Raw genomic sequence first — 22,876 nt, forward strand, 5'->3', positions numbered from 1 at the left:
TTGCTGATGAGCATCACAAGCGATCACACGAGCCGGCTGCACCAGCTGCGTCGGCCGAGCTTTGCCGAACTCTATCTGCCGAAGCTCGTCACCGTTTGGCGTGAAGGCTACGGGCTCGAGGATTTCCGCGCCGACGTCTTTGCAGGCCTGACGGTTGCGATCGTGGCGCTGCCGCTGTCGATGGCGATCGCGATCGCCTCGGGCGTGACGCCGGACCGCGGCCTCTACACCGCGGTCGTCGGCGGCTTCATTGCCTCGCTGCTCGGCGGCAGCCGGTTCCAGATCGGCGGACCTGCCGGCGCGTTTATCGTCCTGGTCGCGGCGACGGCGGAGCGCCATGGCGTCGACGGCGTCATCCTCGCCACTCTGATGGCGGGCCTGTTCCTGATCGCCGCGGGCCTGCTCAGGGTCGGGACCTACATCAAGTTCATTCCCTATCCGGTGACGGTCGGCTTCACCGCCGGCATCGCCGTGATCATCTTCGCCAGCCAGCTCCGCGATCTCTCCGGCATCACGCTCGCGGGCAAGGAGCCCAGCGAATTCGTCCCGAAACTCCTGGCGCTTGCCGGCGGCCTCAACACCGTCAATCCGTCCGCCGTCGCAGTCGCCGTCGTCAGCATCGCCATCATCGCGGCCTTGCGGATCTGGCGGCCGTCCTGGCCGGGGATCCTGATCGCGGTGGTGTTCGCGGCCGTCATCTGTGCGGTGTTCGCGCTGCCGGTCGAGACCATCGGCTCGCGCTTCGGCGGCATTCCGCGCGAATTGCCCTTGCCGGCGTTGCCGGCGTTCTCGCTCGCGAAGGCGACCGCCGTGCTGCCGGACGCGATCGCGTTCGCGCTGCTGGCTGCCATCGAATCGCTGCTGTCCGCGGTGGTCGCCGACGGCATGACCGGGCGTCGTCACCGCTCCAATTGCGAGTTGGTGGCGCAAGGCGCGGCCAATATCGGCTCGGCGCTGTTCGGCGGCATCTGCGTCACCGGGCTGATCGCGCGTACCGCCACCAACATCCGCGCCGGCGCTCGCGGGCCGCTCGCGGGCATGCTGCATGCGGTCTTCCTGCTGCTGTTCATGCTGATCGCGGCGCCGCTGGCCAGCTACATCCCGCTCGCCGCGCTCGCTTCGGTGCTGGTCGTGGTGGCCTGGACCATGGCGGAGAAGCATGAGTTCGGCACGTTGCTGCGCTCGTCCTGGGGCGATGCCGTCGTGCTGCTCGCGACCTTCCTGCTGACGGTCTTCCGCGACCTGACGGAAGGCATCCTGGTCGGCTTCGCGCTCGGCGCGGTGCTGTTCATCCATCGCATGGCGGAGATGACGGGCATCGAGGAACGCTCGCCGCTGGTCGCGGCCGATCGTCCCGACGACGGCAATGGCGAGCGCGTGCCCTACAATCCCGCGCTGGCGGTCGATCGTGACGTGCTGGTCTATCGCATCACCGGCGCGTTCTTCTTCGGCGCGGCCTCCGCCATCGGAAGCGTGCTCGACGAGGTCGCCGACAAGCGCAAGGCCTTCGTGGTCGATTTCGCCGCAGTGCCGTTCCTGGATTCGACGGCCGCCAACGTGCTCGGCCGCGTCGCCGCCAAGGCGCACCGTCAGGGCATAAAGCTGTTCATCACGGGGGCCTCGCCCGCGGTCCGCCGCGCGCTGCTCACCCATGGCGTGACGCCGCCGCGCGCGCGCTATCGCACGAGCCTCGAGCGCGCGATCGCCGACATCAAGGGCGGCGCAAGCGAGGAGGCTGCGGCGGGCTGAGGGGGCCGTTCTCCAGCCGCCACCGCCGCGCCCGCGCGCTTGACAGAGCGGGCGTGACGCGAAATGGATCGCCTCGGGAAGACGACTCCGAGGGAAAGATGACCGCGCTCAAGACGCCTGCAGCCTGTCTGATCGGATGGCCGGCCGCGCATTCGCGCTCGCCGCTGATCCATCATTACTGGCTGCGCACGCTGGGCATCGAAGGCGGCTACGTCATCGAGGCGGTGCCGCCCGAGGACCTCAGGGATTTCGTGCTGCGGCTGTCGTTGCGCGGCTTCGTCGGCGCCAACGTCACCATCCCGCACAAGGAGGGCGTGCTGGCGCTGTCGGTGCCCGATGCCCGCGCCAAGGCCGTGGGCGCGGCCAACACGCTGTGGTTTGCCGATGGCGAGCTGCGCGCGACCAATACCGACGTCGAAGGTTTCATCGGCAATCTCGACGCCAGCGCGCCCGGCTGGGACGCGGCCGAGGAGGCGCTGGTGCTGGGCGCCGGCGGTTCCTCGCGGGCGGTCGTGTTCGGGCTGCTCGAACGCGGCATCAAGCGCGTGCATCTCGCCAACCGCACCATCGCGCGGGCCGAGGCGCTGGCAAGCCAGTTTGGGCCGCACGTGCACCCCGTGGCATGGGACGCGATCAACGACGTCCTGCCGCGCGCAAAACTTCTCGTGAACACGACCTCGCTCGGCATGCACGGCCAGCCGTCGCTCAAGGTCGATGTCACACGCCTGTCGCCGGCGGCAGTGGTTGCCGATCTCGTCTATGTTCCGCTGGTGACGCCGCTGCTCGCCGCCGCGACGGCGCGGGGTCTGAGGACCGCCGACGGGCTCGGCATGCTCCTGCATCAGGCGGTGCGCGGCTTCGAGCTGTGGTTCGGCCGGCGGCCGGAGGTCACGGCGGAGCTGCGCGCATTGGTCGAGGCCGATCTCACAAAGACTTGAGAGAATAGCGCAGGTCTTCCGGAGTTCTCCATTCGTGGGGACAATCGGAGACCGTCATGTCTGTTCAACGTGCAACTTTCACACGTCCGCTGATCGCCGTCGCGATGGTGGCTCTGTCAATCGGCTGCGCAATCGCGCAGCAGGCGCCGACGGTGCGCATCCGCGGCACCATCGAGAGCGTCGACGGCAACACGCTGGCCATCAAGACGCGCGAAGGCAGCGACGTGAAGGTGAAGATGACCGACAATGTCGCGGTGTTCGCCGTGGTAAAGACGCAGCTGTCCGAGATCAAGGAAGGTTCCTATATCGGCGTTACCGGCCTGCCCGAGCCCGACGGCACCCAGAAGGCGATCGCGGTGCACATCTTCCCGGAGAACCAGCGCGGCGCCGCCGAAGGCTTTCGCCCGTGGGACGCCCGCGCCAACTCGACCATGACCAACGCCACCGTGGCGCAGACGGTGAAGGGCACCGACGGCCAGAACATTACGGTCAAATACAAGGACGGCGAGAAGAAGGTCGTGGTGCCGCCGGACACGCCGATCGTCACCTTCGTCGCCGGCGACAAGTCGGAAGTGAAGCCGGGCGCCAAGCTGATCATCTTCGGCGCGGCGAAGAAGGACGACGGCTCGCTGGAAGCGAACCGGGTGAATGTGGGGCGGGACGGAATTACGCCGCCGATGTGAGGACCAGGCACCGAACCCGTAGAGTGGGTTAGGCGCAGCCGTAACCCACCCTACGGCACCGCACTCGCGGCTACACCGCGATGATATGATCGTCGATCTCGTCGATCCGGTTGACGCCGCACAGGCCCATGGTGGTGAGCAGCTCCTTCTGGATGATGTCGATGGCCTTGGCGACGCCGGCCTGGCCGCCGGCTCCCAAGCCATAGGCATAGGCACGGCCGAGCATGCAGGATTTTGCGCCGAGGGCGAGTGCGCGCATCACGTCCTGGCCGGAGCGGATGCCGCCGTCGAACATGATCTCCATCTTGTCACCGACGGCGTCCGCGATCTCCGGCAGCACCTCGATCGAGGACGGCGCGCCGTCGAGCTGACGGCCGCCATGGTTGGAGACGACGAGAGCCTGCGCGCCGGTCTTGGCGGCTTCCTCGGCGTCCTCGACGTCGAGGATGCCCTTGATGATCAGCTTGCCCGGCCAGATGCTGCGGACCCACTCGACGTCCTTCCAGCTCAGCGAGGTGTCGAATTGCGACGCCGTCCATTCGGCGAGGCGGTTGAGATCCTCGGTGTTCTTCACGTGGCCGGCGATGTTGCCGAAGGTGCGGCGCTTGCCCTGCAGCACGCCGGAGACCCAGGCGGGCTTGCTGGCGAAATCCAAAAGCTTCGACAGCGACCATTCCGGCGGCACCGTCATGCCGTTCTTGATGTCGGCGTGGCGCTGGCCGATCACCTGCAGGTCCACGGTCAACACCAGCGCGCTGCACTTGGCCGCGATCGCGCGCTGGATCAATTCCTTGATGAAGCCGCGGTCCTTCATGACGTAGAGCTGGAACCAGAACGGCTTCTCGACGCTGGCGGCGATGTCCTCGATCGAGCAGATCGACATGGTCGATTGCGTGAACGGGATACCCGCGGCCTGCGCCGCGCGGCAGGCGTGGATCTCGCCGTCGCCATGCTGCATGCCGAGCAGGCCGACGGGCGCCAGCATCAGCGGCATGGTCGAGGGCTCGCCGAGGATGGTGGTCGAGGTGTCGCGCTTGGAGACGTCGACCAGGATACGCTGGCGGAACTTGATCGCCTGCATGTCCTCGCGGTTGGCGCGCAGCGTCTCCTCGGCATAGGAGCCGCGGTCGCAATAGTCGAAGAACGCCTTCGGCACGCGGCGCTTATGCAGGGCGCGAAGATCGTCGATACAGGTAATATGCTTCATGCTCGTGTCCCCAGGCCCGTCTTGTCTCAAGAGTTCTTGTCTCAAGAGACTTGCATCAGAACATTTCGAGGTCATCTAGCATGGTTGGATGCACAGCCAAATCGTTTGCAGAACGTTTTGCAGGAGAGCGCCATGACGAGGCCGCACGCCGCGCCGTCCCCGGAAGAGATCAAGGAAAAGCATGATCTGGAGGAAGCCCTGGAAGAGGGGCTGGAAGAGACCTTTCCGGGGTCCGATCCCGTCAACGTCACCCAGCCGGCGCCGAGCCGCGGCGACAGCCATGTGAAGCGGAGCAGCTAGGGCAGGTTCCGCCCGACTCCGGCGCTAGGGCAGGAAATGAAGCGTTAACAACATCTTATCTGAATGGCGGCCGGCCCGGTTCCGTAATGATTCATCATATTTTTTGAAGCCAAGTTAGCCGCGCAGGCATTATAAGACCCCAGCAAATCAGGGATGCGGGGTCTGTTCGGGCACCCCGTGGTTGTCTCAGGGGAGTCCCTGATTGTTGCGTTGGGGGACGATATGAGCCGCAAATATTTCGGGACGGACGGGATCCGGGGCCGCGCCAACGGACTGATCACGCCGGAGCTCGCGCTCAAGGTCGGCCAGGCCGCAGGCCTTGCGTTTCAGCGCGGTGACCACCGCCACCGTGTCGTGATCGGCAAGGACACCCGCCTCTCCGGTTACATGATCGAATACGCGATGGTCGCCGGCTTCACCTCGGTCGGAATGGACGTGCTGCTGGTCGGCCCGATGCCGACGCCGGCGGTCGCCATGCTGACCAAGTCGATGCGCGCCGATCTCGGCGTCATGATCTCGGCGTCGCACAATCTGTTCGAGGACAACGGCATCAAGCTGTTCGGCCCGCAGGGCTTCAAGCTCTCCGACGACGTCGAGCGGCAGATCGAGCAGCTGCTCGACGAGCCCATCGACAAGCGGCTCGCACAGAGCGCGAGCCTGGGGCGCGCCCGCCGCATCGACGGCGTGCATGACCGCTACATCGAATTCGCCAAGCGCACGCTGCCGCGCGACCTTTCGCTCGACGGCCTGCGCGTCGTGATCGATTGCGCCAACGGCGCCGCCTACAAGGTGGTGCCGGAAGCGCTGTGGGAGCTGGGCGCGGACGTCGTGCCGATCGGCGTCGAGCCCGATGGCTTCAACATCAACAAGGATTGCGGTTCGACCTCGCCGGAGGCGCTGTCGCGGAAGGTGCGCGAGATGCGCGCCGACATCGGCATCGCGCTCGACGGTGACGCCGATCGCGTCATCCTGGTCGACGAGCGCGGCCATGTCGTCGACGGCGACCAGCTGCTGGCGGTGATCGCGCAGAGCTGGAAGGAAGACGGCCGGCTGTCGCGGCCCGGCATCGTCGCCACCGTGATGTCCAATCTCGGCCTCGAGCGCTTCCTGAAAGGGCAGGGGCTCGATCTCGTCCGCACGCCGGTCGGCGACCGCTACGTGCTCGAGCAGATGTTGAACGGCGGCTACAATCTCGGCGGCGAGCAGTCCGGCCACATCATCCTGTCCGACTACGCCACCACCGGCGACGGCTTCGTGGCGGCGTTGCAGGTGCTGGCCGTGGTGCAGAAGCTGCGCCGCCCCGTATCCGAGGTCTGCCACCGCTTCGATCCGCTGCCGCAGATCCTCAAGAACGTCCGCCACAAGGGCGGCAAGCCGCTCGACGATACCGATGTGAAGTCGGCGATCTCCGACGGCGAGAAGCGGCTCAACGGCCACGGCCGCCTCTTGATCCGCTCCTCCGGCACCGAGCCCGTGATCCGCGTGATGGGCGAGGGCGAGGACCGCATCCTGGTCGAGGACGTCGTCGACACCATCGTTACGGCGCTGGGCCAGGCGGCGGCGTAAGACTTTCTTACCCTCCTCCAGGGGAGGGTAAGCGACGAGAGCACCCGCGCATCCCAGCCATTTGCGATTGACGCTGGTTCCGCATCCGCTTGCATCGTAATGAGCGGATGCGGCGGTTCGCCGCGCCTGCCGGGATCGCTGCATTGAACAAGCCTGTCGTCGTCTCAGAGGAAACGCTGACCGAACCCGTCGTCGTCGCTGACGTCGCACCCGGCGCCAAGTCAGCTGCCAAGGCGGCAGGGCCGGCCTACATCGTGCTCGCCGGCATCAGCGTCTCGCACTTCCTCAACGACACCATGCAGTCGCTGATCGCCTCGGTGTATCCGATCCTGAAGGACACCTACGCGCTCGATTTCGCGCAGATCGGCATGATCACGCTGGCGTTCCAGTTCACCGCCTCGCTGCTGCAGCCCGTGGTCGGGCACTACACCGACAAGAAGGCACAGCCTTACTCGCTGGCGATCGGCATGGCCTCGACCTTCTTCGGCCTGCTGCTGCTCAGCGTCGCGCAGCAATATCTCGTCATCCTCGTCGCGGCGGCCTTCGTCGGTCTCGGCTCGGCGGTGTTTCACCCGGAGTCCGCGCGGATCGCGCGGCTCGCCTCCGGCGGCCGCTACGGCTTTGCGCAATCGGTGTTCCAGCTCGGCGGCAGCTTCGGCACCTCGATGGGGCCGGTGCTGGCGGCGCTGATCGTGGTGCCGTTCGGGCAGGGCAGCATCGCCTGGTTCTCCTCGATCGCATTCCTCGCGATCCTCATCCTCTGGCGTATCGGCCGCTGGTACGCGCCGCAGATCAAGGCCAAGAAGACGGCTGCCGTTCAGGCTCATCCGGACGCGCCGAGCTCGCGCCGCGTCGTCGTCGCACTGCTCGTGCTGGTCGCGCTGCTGTTCTCGAAGCAGCTCTACGTCTCGAGCCTGTCCAGCTATTACATTTTCTATCTGATCGACCGCTTCGGCGTGTCGACGCAGGCCGCGCAGATCTACCTCTTCATCTTCCTCGCGGCGAATGCGGTCGGCGCATTTCTCGGCGGGCCCTTGGGTGACCGCTTCGGCCGCAAGATCGTGATCTGGATTTCGATCCTGGGCGCGCTGCCGTTCACGCTGGCGCTGCCCTATGCCGGGCTCCATGCGAGCGCAGTGCTGTCGGTCATCATCGGCCTCATTATCTCCTCGACGACGTCGTCGATCATCGTGTTCGCGCAAGAGCTGGTGCCGCACCGTTTCGGCATGATCTCCGGCGTGTTCTTCGGCGTCGCCTTCGGCATCGGGGGCCTCGGGGCCGCCGTGCTCGGCAAGCTCGCCGACCACACCTCGATCGAGTTCGTCTATCAGGTCTGCGCTTATCTGCCGGCTATCGGCCTGCTTGCGGTGTTCCTGCCCAAGCTGCCGCGGCACACGCGTTAACACTTCCTCTCTCGCTGCAGCGCACTTTCACGGATCGTTAGCAATTGCGGCCGAGGCGTCGCAATTGATGCGGCATTCCTGCAACGCTCACGCGCCGCGCGCGCGAGCAGTCAGAAAAAATCAACCTTAAAAATTAGGGTTAAGTGGCGCTTAAACATTTGCTGGCATCGTCCGCTCCGTGAGTTTCCAGAACGTGAGGCCTGCGTATTTGCCTCACCGGCCAAAAGGACGAAGCCAATGCGTAGCGTTAAGTCTCTCCTTGCCGCGGGTGCGGCAACCCTGATCTCGTCGATGGCGTTCGCCGCCGATATGCCGATCGCGGCGCCCCCTCCCATGTACGCGCCGCCGGCTCCGCCCGCCGACTTCGGAGGCTGGTATCTGCGCGGCGACATCGGCTTCAGCAATCAGAAGACCAGTGATCTCCACTACGGTCGCGAGTCCGCCTATTCGCAGCTCACGTCGTTCGATCAGAAGACGTCGTTCGATACCGCCGGCATCTACGGCGTGGGCGTGGGCTACCGGTTCAACAACTGGTTCCGCGCCGACGTGACCGGACAATACCGCGGCAATTCGAATTTCAAGGGCACGGATCGTTTCACGGGCACCGCGGGCGGTCTTGCCTATAACGGGATCGACAACTACAGCGCCAGCAAGTCCGAATGGCTGGTCCTGGCCAACGCGTATGTCGATCTTGGTACGTGGTGGTGCATCACGCCGTTCGTCGGCGCCGGCGTCGGCGGCGCGCGGGTCTCGATCTCGAACTTCACCGACACGGGCACCAACAGCCTGCCGTTCTCCACCACGAGCTTCGCCACGGCTCCGACGAGCTCGAAGTGGAATTTCGCATGGGCGGCTCATGCGGGTCTTGCCTACAAGGTCAATCCGAACCTGGTCCTCGAACTGGCCTACAGCTATGTCGATCTGGGCCCGGGCCAGACCGGTATCCTGTCGGATTACACCGGAGCGACGACCAACAACGTCTTCAAGTTCAAGGATATCACTTCGCACGACCTCAAGCTCGGCGTGCGCTGGAATCTCGACAGCCCGCCGGTCTACGCGCCGCCGCCGCTCGTCACCAAGGGCTGATCGCAAGCTTTCTCGCTGACAAGCCTCATCGGTTAAACTCTCTTAACGGCGCGGGATCATCCCGCGCCGTTTTGCTTTGCGTATTTTTCATGGCGAGCGGCGGCGAAGGCGGCTTACGCAACCATTGGTTAAGGTTAACAGGCGATGATCATCGCAACAGTTCGAGTCCGATGGAGCGTGGTGATGCGTAGGCTTTTGTTGGCTGCGGTGATGTTGGGGACGGTGTCAGCCGCGCACGCGGCCGACATGCCTGATCTGCCGATCCTGCGCGGCAGCTTCACCGACGGTCTGACGAGATCCGCCGTCAACTGGCAGGGCTTCTACGTCGGCGGCCAGGCCGGCTATGGCTCGTCCGACGAGAATTTCAACGGGTCGACCAGCAATATGATGGCCGCGCTGCTCGCGGACACCCTGATCGAACAGGAGATGGGCGTCTCGCAATGGAATCTCGGGCTGGGTAAGGCCTCGCAGCGCAGCAGTGGATATGGTGCTTTCGGTGGGTACAATGCCCAGTGGGACGACGTCGTGATCGGCCTCGAGGCCAGTTACCTGCACGGCAAGTTCGGAGGATCGACCACCGCTAGCGAAGCACGCAGCAACCAACTGTCCGATGGCAACGTGCACAGCGTGACAGCGAGCTCCACGGCGTCGATCGCAATCAAGGACATGGCAACGTTTCGCGGAAGGGCCGGATATGCGTGGGGATGCTTCCTGCCTTACGTGTTCGGTGGGCTCGCGCTCGGCAATGCTGACATCGTCCGCACGGTGAGTGTTCAGGACTACGTAACGCCTGCCGGCGTTCTGCAGGGGCCGATCTCCTCGAGCGAGGCGCAGCACAATCATCTGGTCTACGGCTACAGCGGCGGTCTCGGGGTGGACATCAACCTCGTCGGCGGTCTCTTCATGCGAGCCGAGTGGGAATACCTGCGCTTCACGGCCCAGGTCGACACCAGCATCAACACCGTCCGCGCCGGCCTCGGCTACAAGTTCTGAGGCGCCGCGCCGCGGTTGACAGCTCCGCTCCGTCCTGATGCTCTGTGCCCCAAAACGGGGCAGCAGCGATGAAGGTCTACGGCGACAGCAATTCCGGAAACTGTCTGAAGGTGAAGTGGGTCTGCGATCATCTCGCATTGCCCTATCGTTGGATCGAAATCGACACGCGCAAGGGCGAGACGCGCACCCCGCAATTCCTTGCGATGAACGGCGCCGGCCAGGTGCCCGCTGTGGCATTCGACGACGGCCGCACGCTGGCGCAGTCCAACGCCATCATCCGCTATCTCGCCCGCGACAGCGTGCTGGTTCCGCGCGACGCCTTTACAGCCGCGAAGATGGACGAATGGCTGTTCTGGGAACAGTACAGCCACGAGCCCTATGTCGCGGTGTGCCGCTTCCTCCTCTTCTATCTCGGCAAGGACGTCTCCGAGCTCGATCCCGACAAGGTCAAGCGCGGCTATACGGCGCTCGACCGCATGCAGCAGCATCTTTCGGCCAATCGCTTTTTCGCAGGTCACTCGGTTTCGCTCGCCGACGTCTCGCTCCTCGCCTATACCCGCGTGGCGCATGAGGGCGGCTTCGATCTCGGCCGCCATGCTTCCGTCCGCCGCTGGATCGGCGAGGTTGAAGCGTTTCTCGGTCTTCCGCCGGCGCGCTGAGGTTGGAGTTGCCTGACATGAACGCCGCATCCGTCTCCATTCGCCTCGCGTGCCGCGACGACGTTCCCGCCATCGTGGCGATGCTGGCCGACGATCATCTCGGCCGCGCGCGCGAGCGCGTGGAGGATCCGCTGCCCGCCGCCTATTACGATGCCTTCGCGCGGGTCGAGCGCGATCCTAATCTCACGCTCGTGGTGGCCGAGAGCGAGGGCAGGGTGGTCGGCTGCCTGCAACTCGCGATCCTGCCGGGCATCAGCTCGCAAGGCGGCAGCCGCGGCCTGCTCGAAGACGTGCGCGTTGCCACTGATTGTCGCAGCCGCGGCATCGGCGAGCAGCTGGTGCAATGGGCGGTGACGGAAGCAAAGGCACGCGGCTGCAATCTGGTCGAATTGCTGACCCACCATACGCGAACCGACGCGCAGCGCTTCTACACGCGGCTCGGATTCACGGCGAGCCATGTTGGTATGACTGTCCGCTTTTGAGGCAGCACAAGCGTTGTCGCGCGAAGTGGATATCGGTTCGTGGAAGGAGAACGTGTCGATCAGGAAATCCACAGCCCCCTTGCGATGTATCGGAATGGGCCTGCGGCCGCATGCGTTGCTTGATCAGCAGAATCGGATCGCACCTTCGTTCATCTTAAGGGCTGATAAACTACCCGTCCTTCGTTCATGTTCCCACTGGAACGAACGGTGCTACGCAGCGTCAGAAACCGGGCTCGGTCGGTTCGGGGATTTCGATGACAAGCTATTCAATCATCAAGGTCGGCAACGACTATGTCGTGCAGGCCAACGACAAATGCATTTTGAAAGTCGGCAGCCGCCGCCGGGCCGCGCAATTGATCAGCGAAGCCACGGGCTTGCTGAATGCGCTGGCGGTCGTGCAATCCCCTGATATCTCAGCGGAAGCGCCTTCACTCCAGCGTGAGACGCCGGAACTTCCTTGACTGCCCTTCCCGATTCCCGTATCAGCCGCGGCGGGACACCTCCCCCCAACGGGAGGCTTACTATCTGGAAGGGTAGATTTATGACTGTAGCGAAGCCCGCTTCGCGGCCCAACGTGCCGCATTTCTCCTCCGGCCCCTGCGCCAAGCGCCCCGGCTGGAACGCCCAAAATCTCAAGGACGCAGCGCTCGGCCGCTCGCATCGCGCGAAGGTCGGCAAGACCAAGCTCAAGCTCGCGATCGATCTGACGCGCGAGGTGCTCGAGGTGCCCGCCGATTACCGCATCGGCATCGTGCCGGCCTCCGATACCGGCGCGGTCGAGATGGCGCTGTGGTCGCTGCTGGGTGCGCGGCCCGTCACCACGCTCGCCTGGGAATCCTTCGGCGAGGGCTGGGTCAGCGACATCGTCAAGGAATTGAAGCTCAAGGACGTCACCAAGCTGAACGCAGCCTATGGTGAAATCCCCGATCTCTCCAAGGTCGATCCGAAGTCCGACGTCGTCTTCACCTGGAACGGCACCACCTCAGGCGTGCGCGTGCCGAACGCCGATTGGATCAGCGCGACCCGCGAGGGCCTCACCATTTGCGACGCGACGTCTGCAGCGTTCGCGCAGCCGCTCGACTGGGCCAAGCTCGACGTCGTCACCTTCTCCTGGCAGAAGGCGCTCGGCGGTGAAGCCGCGCACGGCATGCTGATCCTGTCGCCCCGCGCGGTGGAACGGCTCGAGACCTACAAGCCGGCCTGGCCGCTGCCGAAGATCTTCCGCATGACCAAGGGCGGCAAGATCAACGAAGGTATCTTCGTCGGCGAGACCATCAACACGCCGTCGATGCTCTGCGTCGAGGATTATCTCGACGCGCTGACCTGGGCCAAGTCGATCGGCGGCCTCAAGGCGCTGATCGCGCGTGCCGACGCCAACACCAAGGTGCTCGCCGACTGGAAGGCGAAAACACCCTGGATCGACTTCCTGGCCAAGGACGCGGCGATCCGCTCCAACACCTCGGTGTGCCTCAAGTTCACCGATCCCGCGATCACCTCGCTGTCCGAGGATGCGCAGGCCGACTTCTCCAAGAAGCTGGTTGCGCTGATCGAGAAGGATGGCGCCGGTTACGACTTCGCCTATTACCGCGATGCCCCGGCGGGCCTGCGTATCTGGTGCGGAGCCACCGTCGAAGCCAAGGACGTCGAGCTGCTGACGCAGTGGATCGACTGGGCCTTCGCCGAGACCAAGGCCGCGCTCGCCAAGGCGGCGTAAGCAGGCTTCGCTCGTCGCATTATCTCATCTCGTCATGGCCGGGCTCGACCCGGCCATCCATCAATCAAGGCAGATGGATCCGCGGGTTTCTAGCGCCAAGACGTGCTTCGCGCTTCAGCCCTACGGATGACGTTCCGTAAATGCAGCTCGCACCACGGATCATCCCATGACCAAACCCAAAGTTCTCATTTCCGACGCGCTCTCTCCCGCCGCCGTTCAGATCTTCAAAGACCGCGGCGTCGAGGTCGACTTCCAGCCCAACCTCGGCAAGGACAAGGACAAGCTCGCCGAGATCATCGGCAATTACGACGGCCTCGCGATCCGTTCGGCGACCAAGGCGACCGCCAAGATCCTGGAGAAGGCGACCAACCTCAAGGTGATCGGCCGCGCCGGCATCGGCGTCGACAACGTCGAGATCCCGGCCGCCACGGCCAAGGGCATCATCGTGATGAACACGCCGTTCGGCAATTCGATCACGACCGCCGAGCACGCCATCACCCTGATGCTGGCGCTCGCCCGCGAGATTCCGCAGGCCGATGCCTCCACCCAGGCCGGCAAGTGGGAGAAGAACCGCTTCATGGGCGTCGAGATCACCGGCAAGGTGCTCGGCGTCGTCGGCTGCGGGAATATCGGTTCGATCGTCGCCGACCGCGCGCTCGGCCTGCGCATGAAAGTGGTCGCGTTCGACCCCTTCCTGTCGCCGGAGCGCGCCAAGGACATCGGCGTCGAGAAGGTCGAGCTCGACGATCTGCTCAAGCGCGCCGACTTCATCACGCTGCACACACCGCTGACCGAGAAGACCAAGAACATCATCGACGCGGCCGCGATCGCCAAGATGAAGAAGGGCGTGCGCCTGATCAATTGCGCCCGCGGCGGTCTGGTCGACGAGCAGGCGGTGGTCGATGCGCTCAATTCCAAGCACATCGCCGGCGCCGCCTTCGACGTCTTCGTCGAGGAGCCCGCGAACAAGAACGTGCTGTTCGGCCATCCCAACGTGATCTGCACGCCGCATCTCGGCGCCTCCACCACCGAAGCGCAGGAGAACGTCGCGCTGCAGGTCGCCGAGCAGATGTCGGATTATCTGCTCACCGGCGCGATCTCGAACGCGGTCAACTTCCCCTCGATCACGGCGGAAGAAGCGCCGAAGCTGAAGCCGTTCATCTCGCTCGCCGAGAAGCTCGGCTCGTTCGCGGGCCAGCTTACCGAGAGCGGCATTCTCAAGGTCGAGATCACCTATGAGGGCCATGTCGCCGAGATGAAGATCAAGGCGATCACCTCGGCCGTGCTGTCGGGCCTGCTGCGCCCGATGCTGGGCGAGGTCAACGTCGTGTCCGCGCCCGTCGTCGCCAAGGAGCGCGGCATGGTGGTGGACGAGATCGTGCGCGCCGCCCAGAGCGACTATGAGAGCCTGATCACCGTCACCGTCACCACCGAGCGGCAGGAGCGGTCGGTCTCGGGCACCGTCTATGCCGACGGCAAGCCGCGCCTCGTCGACATCAAGGGCATCCGGGTCGACGCCGAATTCGGCAAGTCGATGATCTACGTGACCAACGAGGACAAGCCGGGCTTCATCGGCAAGTTCGCGAGCCTGCTCGGCGATGCCAAGCTCAACATCGCCACCTTCCATCTCGGCCGCGTCGCGCCCGGCAGCGATGCCATCGCGCTGGTCGAGGTCGACGGCGCGGTGCCGGCGGACCTGCTCGCCAAGGTGCAGGCGCTGCCGCAGGTCAAGCAGGCCAAGGCGCTGACGTTCTGATACTCGGTCATTCCGGGTTCGGCTCTTCGAGCCGCCCCGGAATGACGAACAACATATATTCCGACCCGCGGAACAACGCCGCCTCCATCATCTGGAGGCGGCGTTTTATTTCTCCCGCAGCCTGCCGACTTTGTGTACCAATGGCGTCCAGGACGCTTCGTACCAATCGTTCGACAAGGGAGAAAACAATGCGTGAAGCCGTCATCGTTTCCTACGCGCGCACGGGCCTCGCAAAATCCGGCCGCGGCGGGTTCAACATTACGCCGCCGATGTCGCTCGCGGCGCACGCCATCCACCACGCGGTCGACCGCGCCGGCGTCGACAAGGACTACGTCGAGGATTGCTATCTCGGCAATTGCGCCCATGGCGCGCCGAACATCGGCCGCCAGGCCGCGCTGCTCGCCGGCATGCCGAAGACCACCGCCGGCGTCTCGGTGAACCGCTTCTGCTCCTCGGGGCTGCAGACCATCGCGATGGCCGCCAACTCGATCCGCTCCGACGGTGCCGACTGCATCGTCGCCGGCGGCGTCGAGAGCATCTCGATGCCCGGCGGCGGCACGCCGAAGGAATCGATCGATCCTGAATTGCTCAAGGTCGCCCCCGATATCTTCATGGCGATGATCGACACCGCCGACATCGTCGCCGAGCGCTACAAGCTCAGCCGCGAATACCAGGACGAGTTCTCGCTGGAATCGCAGCGCCGCATGGCGGCGGCCCAGCAGGCGAACAAGTTCAAGGACGAGATCGTCCCGATGAAGACCAAGATGAAGGTCGTCGATAAGCAGACCAAGGCCGAGTCGATCGTCGATTACGTCGTCGATCGCGACGAGTGCAACCGGCCCGAGACCACGATGGAAGGCCTTGCCAAGCTCGAGCCAGTGAAGGGGCCCGGCAAGTTCGTCACCGCCGGCAATGCCAGCCAGCTCTCCGACGGCGCCGCCGCCGTGGTGCTGATGGAAGCCAAGGACGCCGAGAAGCGCGGCCTGAAGCCGCTCGGCCGCTTCGTCGCCTGGGCCACCGCCGGCTGCGAGCCCGACGAGATGGGCATCGGCCCGGTGTTCGCGATTCCGAAGCTGCTCAAGCGCACCGGCCTCAAGATCGACGACATCGACCTGTGGGAGCTCAATGAGGCCTTCGCCAGCCAGTGCCTGTATTGCCGCGACCAGCTCGGCATCGATCCCGCCAAGTACAACGTCAACGGCGGCTCGATCGCGATCGGCCATCCCTTCGGCATGACCGGCGCCCGTCTCACCGGCCATCTGCTGCAGGAAGGCGCGCGCCGCAAGGCCAAGTGGGGCGTGGTGACGATGTGCATCGGCGGCGGCCAGGGCGGCGCCGGCCTGTTCGAGATTTACAGCTGATCCGTAAGCGACGACCTCAATATTCCACGCACGGCGCCGCGAGGCGCCGTGTTTCGTTTTCGGAACTGATTTGTGCACTCAACCGTGCACAAAGGCGAGTGCTGCAATAAATACACGTATTTGTACGTGCCCGCAAATTAACGGAAGGTTTGATGCCTTAGCGCTTCATCAACCGTATCTGTCACCATCGGGTCTTTCGTCAGATGCGGCTTCTCTCTCTTCGTCTCACCCACAAGATCACCGCGATCGGCGTGATCGGCGTCATTGGCGTCGTCCTGATCGGCGGCATTCACCTCTATGGTGAGAAAGCGATGGCCGTCTATCGCAACGCCGCCGAAGAGGCGCGCACGGTGTTCGAGCTGAACAACAGGATCGCGGTCGAGCTGTTGGAAGCGCGCCGGGCCGAAAAGGATTTCCTGCTGCGCAGCGATCCAGCCAGGGCCCAGCGCCAGGCCGAGATCAGCCGGCAGGTGGCGCTCGACATCGACACGCTTCGCGGCAGGATCTCCGGCCTCGGCAAGCCCGAGCTGGCGCAAAAGATCGACGCGATGAACGCATCGCTGAAGACCTACCAGGCGCGCTTTGCCGCGGTGGTCGAGGAACGGCAGCGGCTCGGCCTCGACGAGAAATCCGGGCTCGAAGGACGCCTGCGCGCCTCCGTGCACGGCATCGAGAGCCAGGTCGACCAGCTGCAGGACTCCTCTCTCAAGGTGATCATGCTGATGATGCGCCGGCACGAGAAGGATTTCATGCTGCGGCGCGACGCCAGATATGGCGATGACATCAAGAAGCGTGGGACCGAATTTTTGGCCGCTCTCAACGCCAGCGCCATTCCTGACCACGCGAAAGCCGAGCTTCGCCAGAAGCTCGCCGATTACCAGCGCGATTTCTCCGCCTGGATGGAGACCGCGCTGAAGCTCGCGGCCGAGCTGAAGGCGATGTCCGAAGCCTTCTCCGCGGTCGAGCCCGTCATCGAGCACATCTCGAAGTCGGTCGACCAGATTCGCATCGAGGCCGACCGGCTGAACGAGGCCGAGCGTACCGGCATCCAGTTCTGGATTGCGGTCGCGATCGCGCTGATCGCATCCGCCGTGCTCGGCCTCGGCATCTTCATCGGCCGCTCGGTGTCGAAGCCGCTGACCGCGATGCGCGCGGCGATGATCGAGCTCGCCAACGGCAATTTCGCCATCGTGCTGCCCGGGCTCGGCCGTCCCGACGAGATCGGCGAGATCGCGCAGGCCGTCGAGACGTTCAAGATCAATGCCGAGCGCAAGGCGAAGGAAGAGGCGGAAGAGAAGATCAGGCAGGACAAGCTCGCCGCCGAGCGCCGCCGCGCCGACATGATCCGGATGGCCGACGATTTCGAAGGCGCCGTCGGCGAGATCGTCGAGACCGTATCGTCCGCCGCCAACGAGCTCGAGGCTTCGGCCACGTCTCTGACCACGACGGCCGGCCGGTCGAGCGAGCTTGCTACGCTGGTCGAGGCGGCGTCCGAAGAGGCTGCGACCAACGTTCAGTCGGTGGCGTCCGCGGCGGAAGAGCTCACCGCCTCCGTCAACGAGATCAGCCGCCAGGTGCAGGCCTCCGCCCGCATGGCCGGCGAGGCCGTCAGCCAGGCCGGGCAGACCAACGACCGTGTCAGCGAATTGTCGAAGGCGGCCGCACGCATCGGCGACGTGGTCGAGTTGATCAACGCCATTGCGGGCCAGACCAATCTGTTGGCGCTGAACGCCACCATCGAGGCCGCGCGCGCCGGCGAAGCCGGCCGCGGCTTTGCCGTGGTGGCCTCGGAAGTGAAGGCGCTCGCCGAGCAGACCGCGAAGGCGACCGGCGACATCGGCCAGCAGATCTCGAGCATCCAGGTCGCAACGCAGGATTCCGTCGGCGCGATCAAGACCATCGGCGGCACCATCGAGCGGCTGTCCGAAATCTCATCCACCATCGCGGCCGCGGTGGAAGAGCAGGGCGCTGCGACCAGCGAGATCTCGCGCAACGTCCAGAACGCCGCCGCCGGCACCACGCAGGTCAGCGCCAACATCTCCAGCGTGCGCCAGGGCGCGACCGAGACGGGCTCTGCCTCCTCGCAGGTGCTGTCCGCGGCGCAGTCGCTGTCGAACGACAGCAACCGGCTGAAGATCGAGGTCAGCAGGTTCCTGGAGACGGTGCGCGCGGCGTGAGCTAAGGGGCGCGCTGCCTCTTCGCTACGCTCGCAATGACGGTGGGCGCCTCACGCCCCCGCCAGCGCCGGTGCGAACACGACTTCGATCAGCGTGCCGTGGCCCGCGCTCTTGATGTTGAAGCGGGCGCGGTTGGCTTCGACCAGGGCCTTGGTCAGCGACAGGTTCAGCGCCGCATTGTCCGCGGCATCGCCGGGCGGCGGGGTGCGGAACGGCTCCATGGCGGCGGCGACCTCGCGCTCGGAAAGGCCATGGCCGGTGTCGCGGATGCGCAGCGCGATCTCGCCGCGGTCGGTCGTGGCGGTCGAGACGATGACCTGGCCGCCGGCACTGGCGAGCCGGATCGAGTTCGAGATCAGATTCATGGTGATCTGCCGCATCGCGCGCGCATCGACATGCACCTGCGGCAGCGCATGTGCCAGCGAGGTCCGGATGATGATGCGCTCGCGATTGGCCTGCGGCTGCATCACCGTCACGCAGGCTTCGACGAGGTCGTTGAGGTTGAGGTTGGCGAAGTTGAGGTCGAGCTTGCCGGTCTCGATCCGCGACAGCTCCAGCAAATCGTCGATGATCGCGATGACGCGCTCGCCGGAGGCGCGGATGTCCTTCATGTATTCGCCGTAGCGCTCGTTGCCGAGCGTGCCGAAGCGCTCGGAGATCATCACCTCGGCAAAGCCGATGATGGCGTTGAGCGGCGTGCGGATCTCGTGGCTGATCCGCGCCAGCATGTCGGCCTTGGCGTTGGCCGCACCGTGGACGAGGCGGCGCGCCTGCGTCAGCTCGCTTTCGCCCTGCTTGCTCTGGCTGAGGTCGCGGAACACGGCGAAGAAGTTCGGCCCGTCCGGCCGCGTGCGGCCCATGATCATCGCGAGCGGAATGACGCCGCCCTTCTTCTCGCGGCCCAGCACCTCGCGGCCGTGGTCGAGCAGGCTCGCAATGTCCTGGCTCTTGAGGCTTTCGAGATAGTCGACGACGATCTGCTGGCTCTCGGGCGCGAACAGCGTCACAAGGTTCTGCTCGAGCAGCGCCTCGCCGTCATAGCCGAACAGCGCTTCCGCGCTGCGGTTGCAGGCGTGGATGTTGCCTTCGGCATCGAACATGACGATGCCCTCGGCCGTGGTGTCGAGGATCGCGGCGAGATCCTCCGCCTCGGCTTCGCCGACCGCGGGCTCGAGCTCGGGCGCGTAAGGGAAGGACTCCGGGACGATGGCTTCGGCGACGACACTCTCTGCGATCCCGGCGGCGGGGGCGGGCGCCGCCTGCGGCAGCGCGCAGATCAGCGCATGCGCGCTCTCGCCGTCCCAGTCGATCGTGTGCAGATGCGCTTGCGTGGTCGGAAGCGGCGCTTCGCCGTTCGCGACCGTCGCGCTGATCGCAACCGGCGTGCCGGCCTGCGAGGTGCTGCTCGCCGGGGACACGCCAGGCTCGACATAGAGCGCATCCAGCCCGCCGGCATCTTCCAGCGCATGGAGGTCGGCATAGCCGATGCGCGCGAGAAACGCGGGGTTGGCGTAGAGCAGGCGGTCGAGCCGGTAGATCAGGATGCCGCTCGGCAACAGGTCGAGCAGCGTGCGGTCGCGCGCGCTCATCCCGCGCGGCGGCGGCGCGGGCTCGGTCAGCCATTCGGCCGCGGGTGGCGGCGCGGGCTCCGGCGCCGGCGCTTCAGCAGTGATCTCCGCCACGGGCTCGGACGCTTCCGCGATCGCCTCGCGCTCGCGCTCCAGCCGCTCGGACAATTGCCGGGCGAGCTCGTTGAACGCGCTGTTCTCGACCGGCGTCAGCGTCGGCGACGATCGCGCATCGCCGGCCAGACGGAACGGCACGACATTGGGAGGGGTTTCCAAGGAAGTCTCGACTGGCGTTTCCACTGGGATGTCCGGATCTCTTGGCTGTGAATTCGCGTCGCTGGTGGGTTCGGTGTGTTCGGCTTCGGCGGTCGGCTCGGGCTCGGGCGGCTCGATCGGCGGAGGCGGCACCTCCGCCACCGGCTCGGGCTCGTCCACCGGCTCCGGCTCGACCACCTCAGCGCTCAGGCCGTGCTGCGCCGGCGGCTCGCTCAGCCGCTCGAAGCGCCTGAGCGCATCGAGCCGGTTGAGAGCGTCGAGATCGCGGCAGACGCCAAAGCCCTTGAAGCCCGCGAACTCGCGCGCGGCATCGTAAGTCGGCAGGCCCGCCAGCTCGACCGGCAGAAGCGCGCCGCCGTCGGCCGGCCAGTTCAACGTGATCCCGGCCCAGGTGTCGTGGCTCGCCAGCGCCTGTGCGACGCGCCCCTGCGGGTCGAGCGCGAATGTGTCCGCGATCTCGTGCCAGGGACGGCCGAAGCCCCCGGCGGTGCGCGCGCCGATCAGGCGGATGAATTCGTCGGAGAGCAGCACAAAGCGGCCCTCGGCATCCGTCTGCCAGAGGAAGCGCAGCGGATGCTGACGCGGTGCGGGCGGCTCTTGACCCGACAAGTCTTGACCCGGCGGCGGCTCGACCATGGAGGACGTGATCGGCGCAGCCTGCGGCGACACCATGGCTTCCGGTGGGTTTTCAACCGGAGTCTTTGCCGCGATGTCGGCCGCCTGGTCGGCCACGTCATGCACCGGATCTCGATCGGTCTGTTCGACCGCGTCCTCAATCGTCACCTGCGGTTCGGGTGCGGTCTCGTTTGCCGTGGGCGCCTCGACCGGCTCGGCGAACGCATCGAACAAGGCGATCCCCGCCGAGACGTCCTGCGATGGCGGCGGCTCGCTCGGCATGGACGCCGCGTCTTGCGCGGGTTCGACCGGCGCCTCGCGCGTGCTCTCCGCCGTGCTCTCGGGCACGGGCTCGGCAGGCCTCTGCTCCGCAGTCCTCGCTTGCGCCGCGGCCGTCGGCTCGATCAGCGCGACCAGGCCGACATCGGCGCCGCGGCCGACCCGTTGCAGCACCATGTGGCCGATCCCGATCGGCGTCTCGACGCGGCCGTCGCGCAGCGCATCGCTGCGCGCCTGCTCGAGGCCGGCCTCACCGAGATCGCGAAAGCCGAGCAGGGCGCGGGCGGCTGCGCTGGCGCCGACGAACAGGCCGTCGGGCGCGAACGCCGCCATCGGCATGTCGGCGCCTTCCACCAGGCGATGCAGCCGCTCGATCAGCGGCATGCTGCGCAGGCTCGGGTCCATCGCGGTGACGAGCACCGCATGGCTGCCGTCGGCAAATTCGAGCCGGGCGCAGGCGCAGGTCATCAGCGTGCCGAGCTTGGCGCCGAAGCCGCGCAGGCGTTCGAGCCGCACGCCGCCGTTCGCCGGGAGCTGGCGCGCGAGCCTGACGATCTGACGGCGATGGGGGTCGGCAGGGCCGAACGCCTTGTCCGCGAGAGCCGCGCTATGTGCCGCGCCGAACAGCCTTGCGCCGACCGGATTGGCCCACAGCACGCGCGCGCCGTCAGTCGACCACAGCCAGGCCGGCAAAGGGGAGGTCGCATGCACGGCCAGCCGCGGATCGCCCACCCCTCGCAACTGGAAATCCGAACTCGTCATCCGACTGGCTTTAAGTCTCACGCTGGCAGCTGGCGGCTGCCGGAATGGCAGCCTTAAGAAAGGGTTAGTATCGCGCGCACCCGCCCGCAGGTCCACGGCCCCGCCTCTGGGACGACCCCCAAAGCCGCGATAACCTTAATCCCGCCAACCCCGCAAGCCGCCGCCCGTTTCATCCAAGGGATTCGGAGGGAGAGAGGGTCGGCTTCTTACCCTCCCCTGGAGGGGAAGGGCCGGCTCGCAGCGCGCCAGCGATGTGAGCCGGGGTGGGGTGATCCCTCCACTCGGGCAGTGTGCGAGGTGGAAGGACCGTCACCCCACCTCGGTTCGCATTGCGCTTTGCTTCATGCGAACCGATCCACCCCCTCCAGGGGAGGATGAGACACCGTTGATGCCGCACGACGGCGGCACCCACTTCAACCCCCGGTTCCCCCATACCGGAACCTCACCCTCCCCGAGATTAAATTTGCGCGCCGCACCCTCGGGACGCGTTGCGCTGCACAATGTTGACACGATAGGCTGCAATATTACGGGGGCTGGGCGAGCCATCTCGTTGTTTCGCGTTTCCAGTCTTCGTTCCCGCCAGTCTTCAAAGCAGAGACAAGGCCCCGGTTGGCCGGCGGGCGCGCCAGAAGGCTCACTCCATTTTTTCATTATCGTGAGGGACGACCATGACAGGTGCGACTGATCCGTTTTCTGCCTCGATCATTCCGTTCGAGGTTCCCGAGCAGATGCGAGCGTTCGCCGAAAAGGGCGTGTCGCAGGCCCGCGAAAACTACGCCAAGTTTAAGGACGCGGCCGAGACCCATAACGGCACCGTCGAGGCCGTGTTCACCTCGGCCTCCAAGGGCGCCAGCGAGTACAATGCCAAGCTGGTCGAGTTCATGAAGGCCAACACCAGCGCGCATCTGGACTTCGCCCAGGAGCTGTTCAGCGTGAAGTCGCCGTCGGATGCGTTCGCGCTGTGGACCAACCATTCCCGCAAGCAGCTCGAGGCCTTCCAGTCCCAGGCCAAGGAGCTGGCCGAGCTCGCCCAGCGCGTCGCCGCCGAGACCGCCGAGCCGATCAAGGCCTCTGCCTCGAAGTACATGCCGCCCGCCGCCTGAGCGCCGACGCAGGTTTGAATCGAGAGAACCCGGGCCGAAACGCCCGGGTTTTTCTTTCTTCGCCTCTCCCGCTTGCTGGAAGGTCGTCATGCCCGGGCTTGCCCCGGGCATCCACGTTCTTGGTGCCGCGGGAAAGGCGTCGATGGCCGGGACAAGCCCGGCGATGACGATGTGGGAGCTTGAGCGCCCGAAGCGCCAG

General features: G+C 65.6%; 18 protein-coding genes. 16 read left to right on the plus strand and 2 right to left on the minus strand.

From position 1 onward, the window contains the following. Positions 1-6: 6 nt before the first annotated feature. The 3 genes from ML401_RS06070 to ML401_RS06080 all read left to right on the plus strand — a co-directional run bounded on the left by ML401_RS06070 (position 7) and on the right by ML401_RS06080 (position 3,370). A complete protein-coding gene (locus tag ML401_RS06070) occupies positions 7-1,749 on the plus strand; it encodes a SulP family inorganic anion transporter (RefSeq protein ID WP_285810623.1) in 1,743 nt (580 codons plus the stop codon). Positions 1,750-1,847: 98 nt separating this feature from the next. After that, positions 1,848-2,687, plus strand: coding sequence for a shikimate dehydrogenase (locus tag ML401_RS06075; protein ID WP_285810625.1), 840 nt, complete (start codon positions 1,848-1,850; stop codon positions 2,685-2,687). Positions 2,688-2,791: 104 nt separating this feature from the next. Then, positions 2,792-3,370, plus strand: coding sequence for a hypothetical protein (locus ML401_RS06080; RefSeq protein ID WP_211418845.1), 579 nt, complete (start codon positions 2,792-2,794; stop codon positions 3,368-3,370). 70 nt (positions 3,371-3,440) lie between these two features. On the opposite strand, the gene ML401_RS06085 is transcribed toward ML401_RS06080, so the two are convergent. Beyond that, complete coding sequence (locus ML401_RS06085; RefSeq protein ID WP_212068010.1) at positions 3,441-4,577, minus strand: alpha-hydroxy acid oxidase; 1,137 nt, start codon at positions 4,575-4,577, stop codon at positions 3,441-3,443. Positions 4,578-4,709: 132 nt separating this feature from the next. Here ML401_RS06085 and ML401_RS06090 point away from each other — a divergent pair, with 132 nt between their 5' ends. The 12 genes from ML401_RS06090 (at position 4,710) to ML401_RS06145 (ending at position 18,074) form a co-directional block, all read left to right on the plus strand. Next, positions 4,710-4,877: a hypothetical protein gene (locus ML401_RS06090; protein WP_194406138.1), complete on the plus strand. Its 168-nt coding sequence runs from the start codon at positions 4,710-4,712 to the stop codon at positions 4,875-4,877. 222 nt (positions 4,878-5,099) lie between these two features. Further along, a complete protein-coding gene (glmM, locus tag ML401_RS06095; RefSeq protein ID WP_194406139.1) occupies positions 5,100-6,443 on the plus strand; it encodes a phosphoglucosamine mutase in 1,344 nt (447 codons plus the stop codon). A 143-nt stretch (positions 6,444-6,586) separates the two neighbouring features. Beyond that, entirely contained in the window at positions 6,587-7,846 is a 1,260-nt protein-coding gene (locus ML401_RS06100) for an MFS transporter (RefSeq protein WP_285810629.1), read from the plus strand. Positions 7,847-8,083: 237 nt separating this feature from the next. After that, on the plus strand, positions 8,084-8,932 hold the full coding sequence (locus ML401_RS06105) for an outer membrane protein (protein ID WP_249132076.1): 849 nt from the start codon (positions 8,084-8,086) through the stop codon (positions 8,930-8,932). Positions 8,933-9,115: 183 nt separating this feature from the next. Next, the gene (locus ML401_RS06110; protein WP_285810631.1) at positions 9,116-9,925 is read left to right on the plus strand and encodes an outer membrane protein; all 810 of its coding nucleotides are present in this window, start codon (positions 9,116-9,118) and stop codon (positions 9,923-9,925) included. 68 nt (positions 9,926-9,993) lie between these two features. After that, complete coding sequence (locus ML401_RS06115; protein WP_285810633.1) at positions 9,994-10,584, plus strand: glutathione S-transferase family protein; 591 nt, start codon at positions 9,994-9,996, stop codon at positions 10,582-10,584. A 17-nt stretch (positions 10,585-10,601) separates the two neighbouring features. Beyond that, positions 10,602-11,066, plus strand: a complete 465-nt coding sequence (locus tag ML401_RS06120; protein ID WP_285810635.1) for a GNAT family N-acetyltransferase — start codon at positions 10,602-10,604, stop codon at positions 11,064-11,066. A gap of 254 nt (positions 11,067-11,320) precedes the next feature. Continuing rightward, positions 11,321-11,527 carry a hypothetical protein gene (locus ML401_RS06125; protein WP_285810637.1) on the plus strand — a complete coding sequence of 69 codons (207 nt, stop codon included), beginning with the start codon at positions 11,321-11,323 and terminating at the stop codon, positions 11,525-11,527. Between the two features lie 80 nt (positions 11,528-11,607). Next, positions 11,608-12,780 carry a phosphoserine transaminase gene (locus ML401_RS06130; protein WP_285810638.1) on the plus strand — a complete coding sequence of 391 codons (1,173 nt, stop codon included), beginning with the start codon at positions 11,608-11,610 and terminating at the stop codon, positions 12,778-12,780. Positions 12,781-12,946: 166 nt separating this feature from the next. Next, positions 12,947-14,536, plus strand: a complete 1,590-nt coding sequence (gene serA / locus ML401_RS06135; RefSeq protein WP_285810639.1) for a phosphoglycerate dehydrogenase — start codon at positions 12,947-12,949, stop codon at positions 14,534-14,536. 188 nt (positions 14,537-14,724) lie between these two features. After that, positions 14,725-15,897, plus strand: coding sequence for a thiolase family protein (locus tag ML401_RS06140; RefSeq protein ID WP_212068017.1), 1,173 nt, complete (start codon positions 14,725-14,727; stop codon positions 15,895-15,897). 203 nt (positions 15,898-16,100) lie between these two features. Beyond that, positions 16,101-18,074 (plus strand): methyl-accepting chemotaxis protein, encoded by a 1,974-nt coding sequence (locus ML401_RS06145; RefSeq protein WP_285810645.1) that lies wholly within the window; start codon positions 16,101-16,103, stop codon positions 18,072-18,074. 50 nt (positions 18,075-18,124) lie between these two features. Here the strand turns inward: ML401_RS06145 and ML401_RS06150 are convergent, their stop codons facing one another. After that, positions 18,125-21,574 (minus strand): PAS domain-containing protein, encoded by a 3,450-nt coding sequence (locus ML401_RS06150; RefSeq protein WP_285810648.1) that lies wholly within the window; start codon positions 21,572-21,574, stop codon positions 18,125-18,127. A 668-nt stretch (positions 21,575-22,242) separates the two neighbouring features. Between ML401_RS06150 and ML401_RS06155 the strand changes: the two genes are divergently transcribed. Beyond that, complete coding sequence (locus ML401_RS06155; protein ID WP_211418453.1) at positions 22,243-22,677, plus strand: phasin; 435 nt, start codon at positions 22,243-22,245, stop codon at positions 22,675-22,677. Positions 22,678-22,876 lie beyond the last annotated feature (199 nt).

The organism is Bradyrhizobium sp. 62B, from assembly GCF_030272265.2.
Lineage (GTDB): Bacteria > Pseudomonadota > Alphaproteobacteria > Rhizobiales > Xanthobacteraceae > Bradyrhizobium.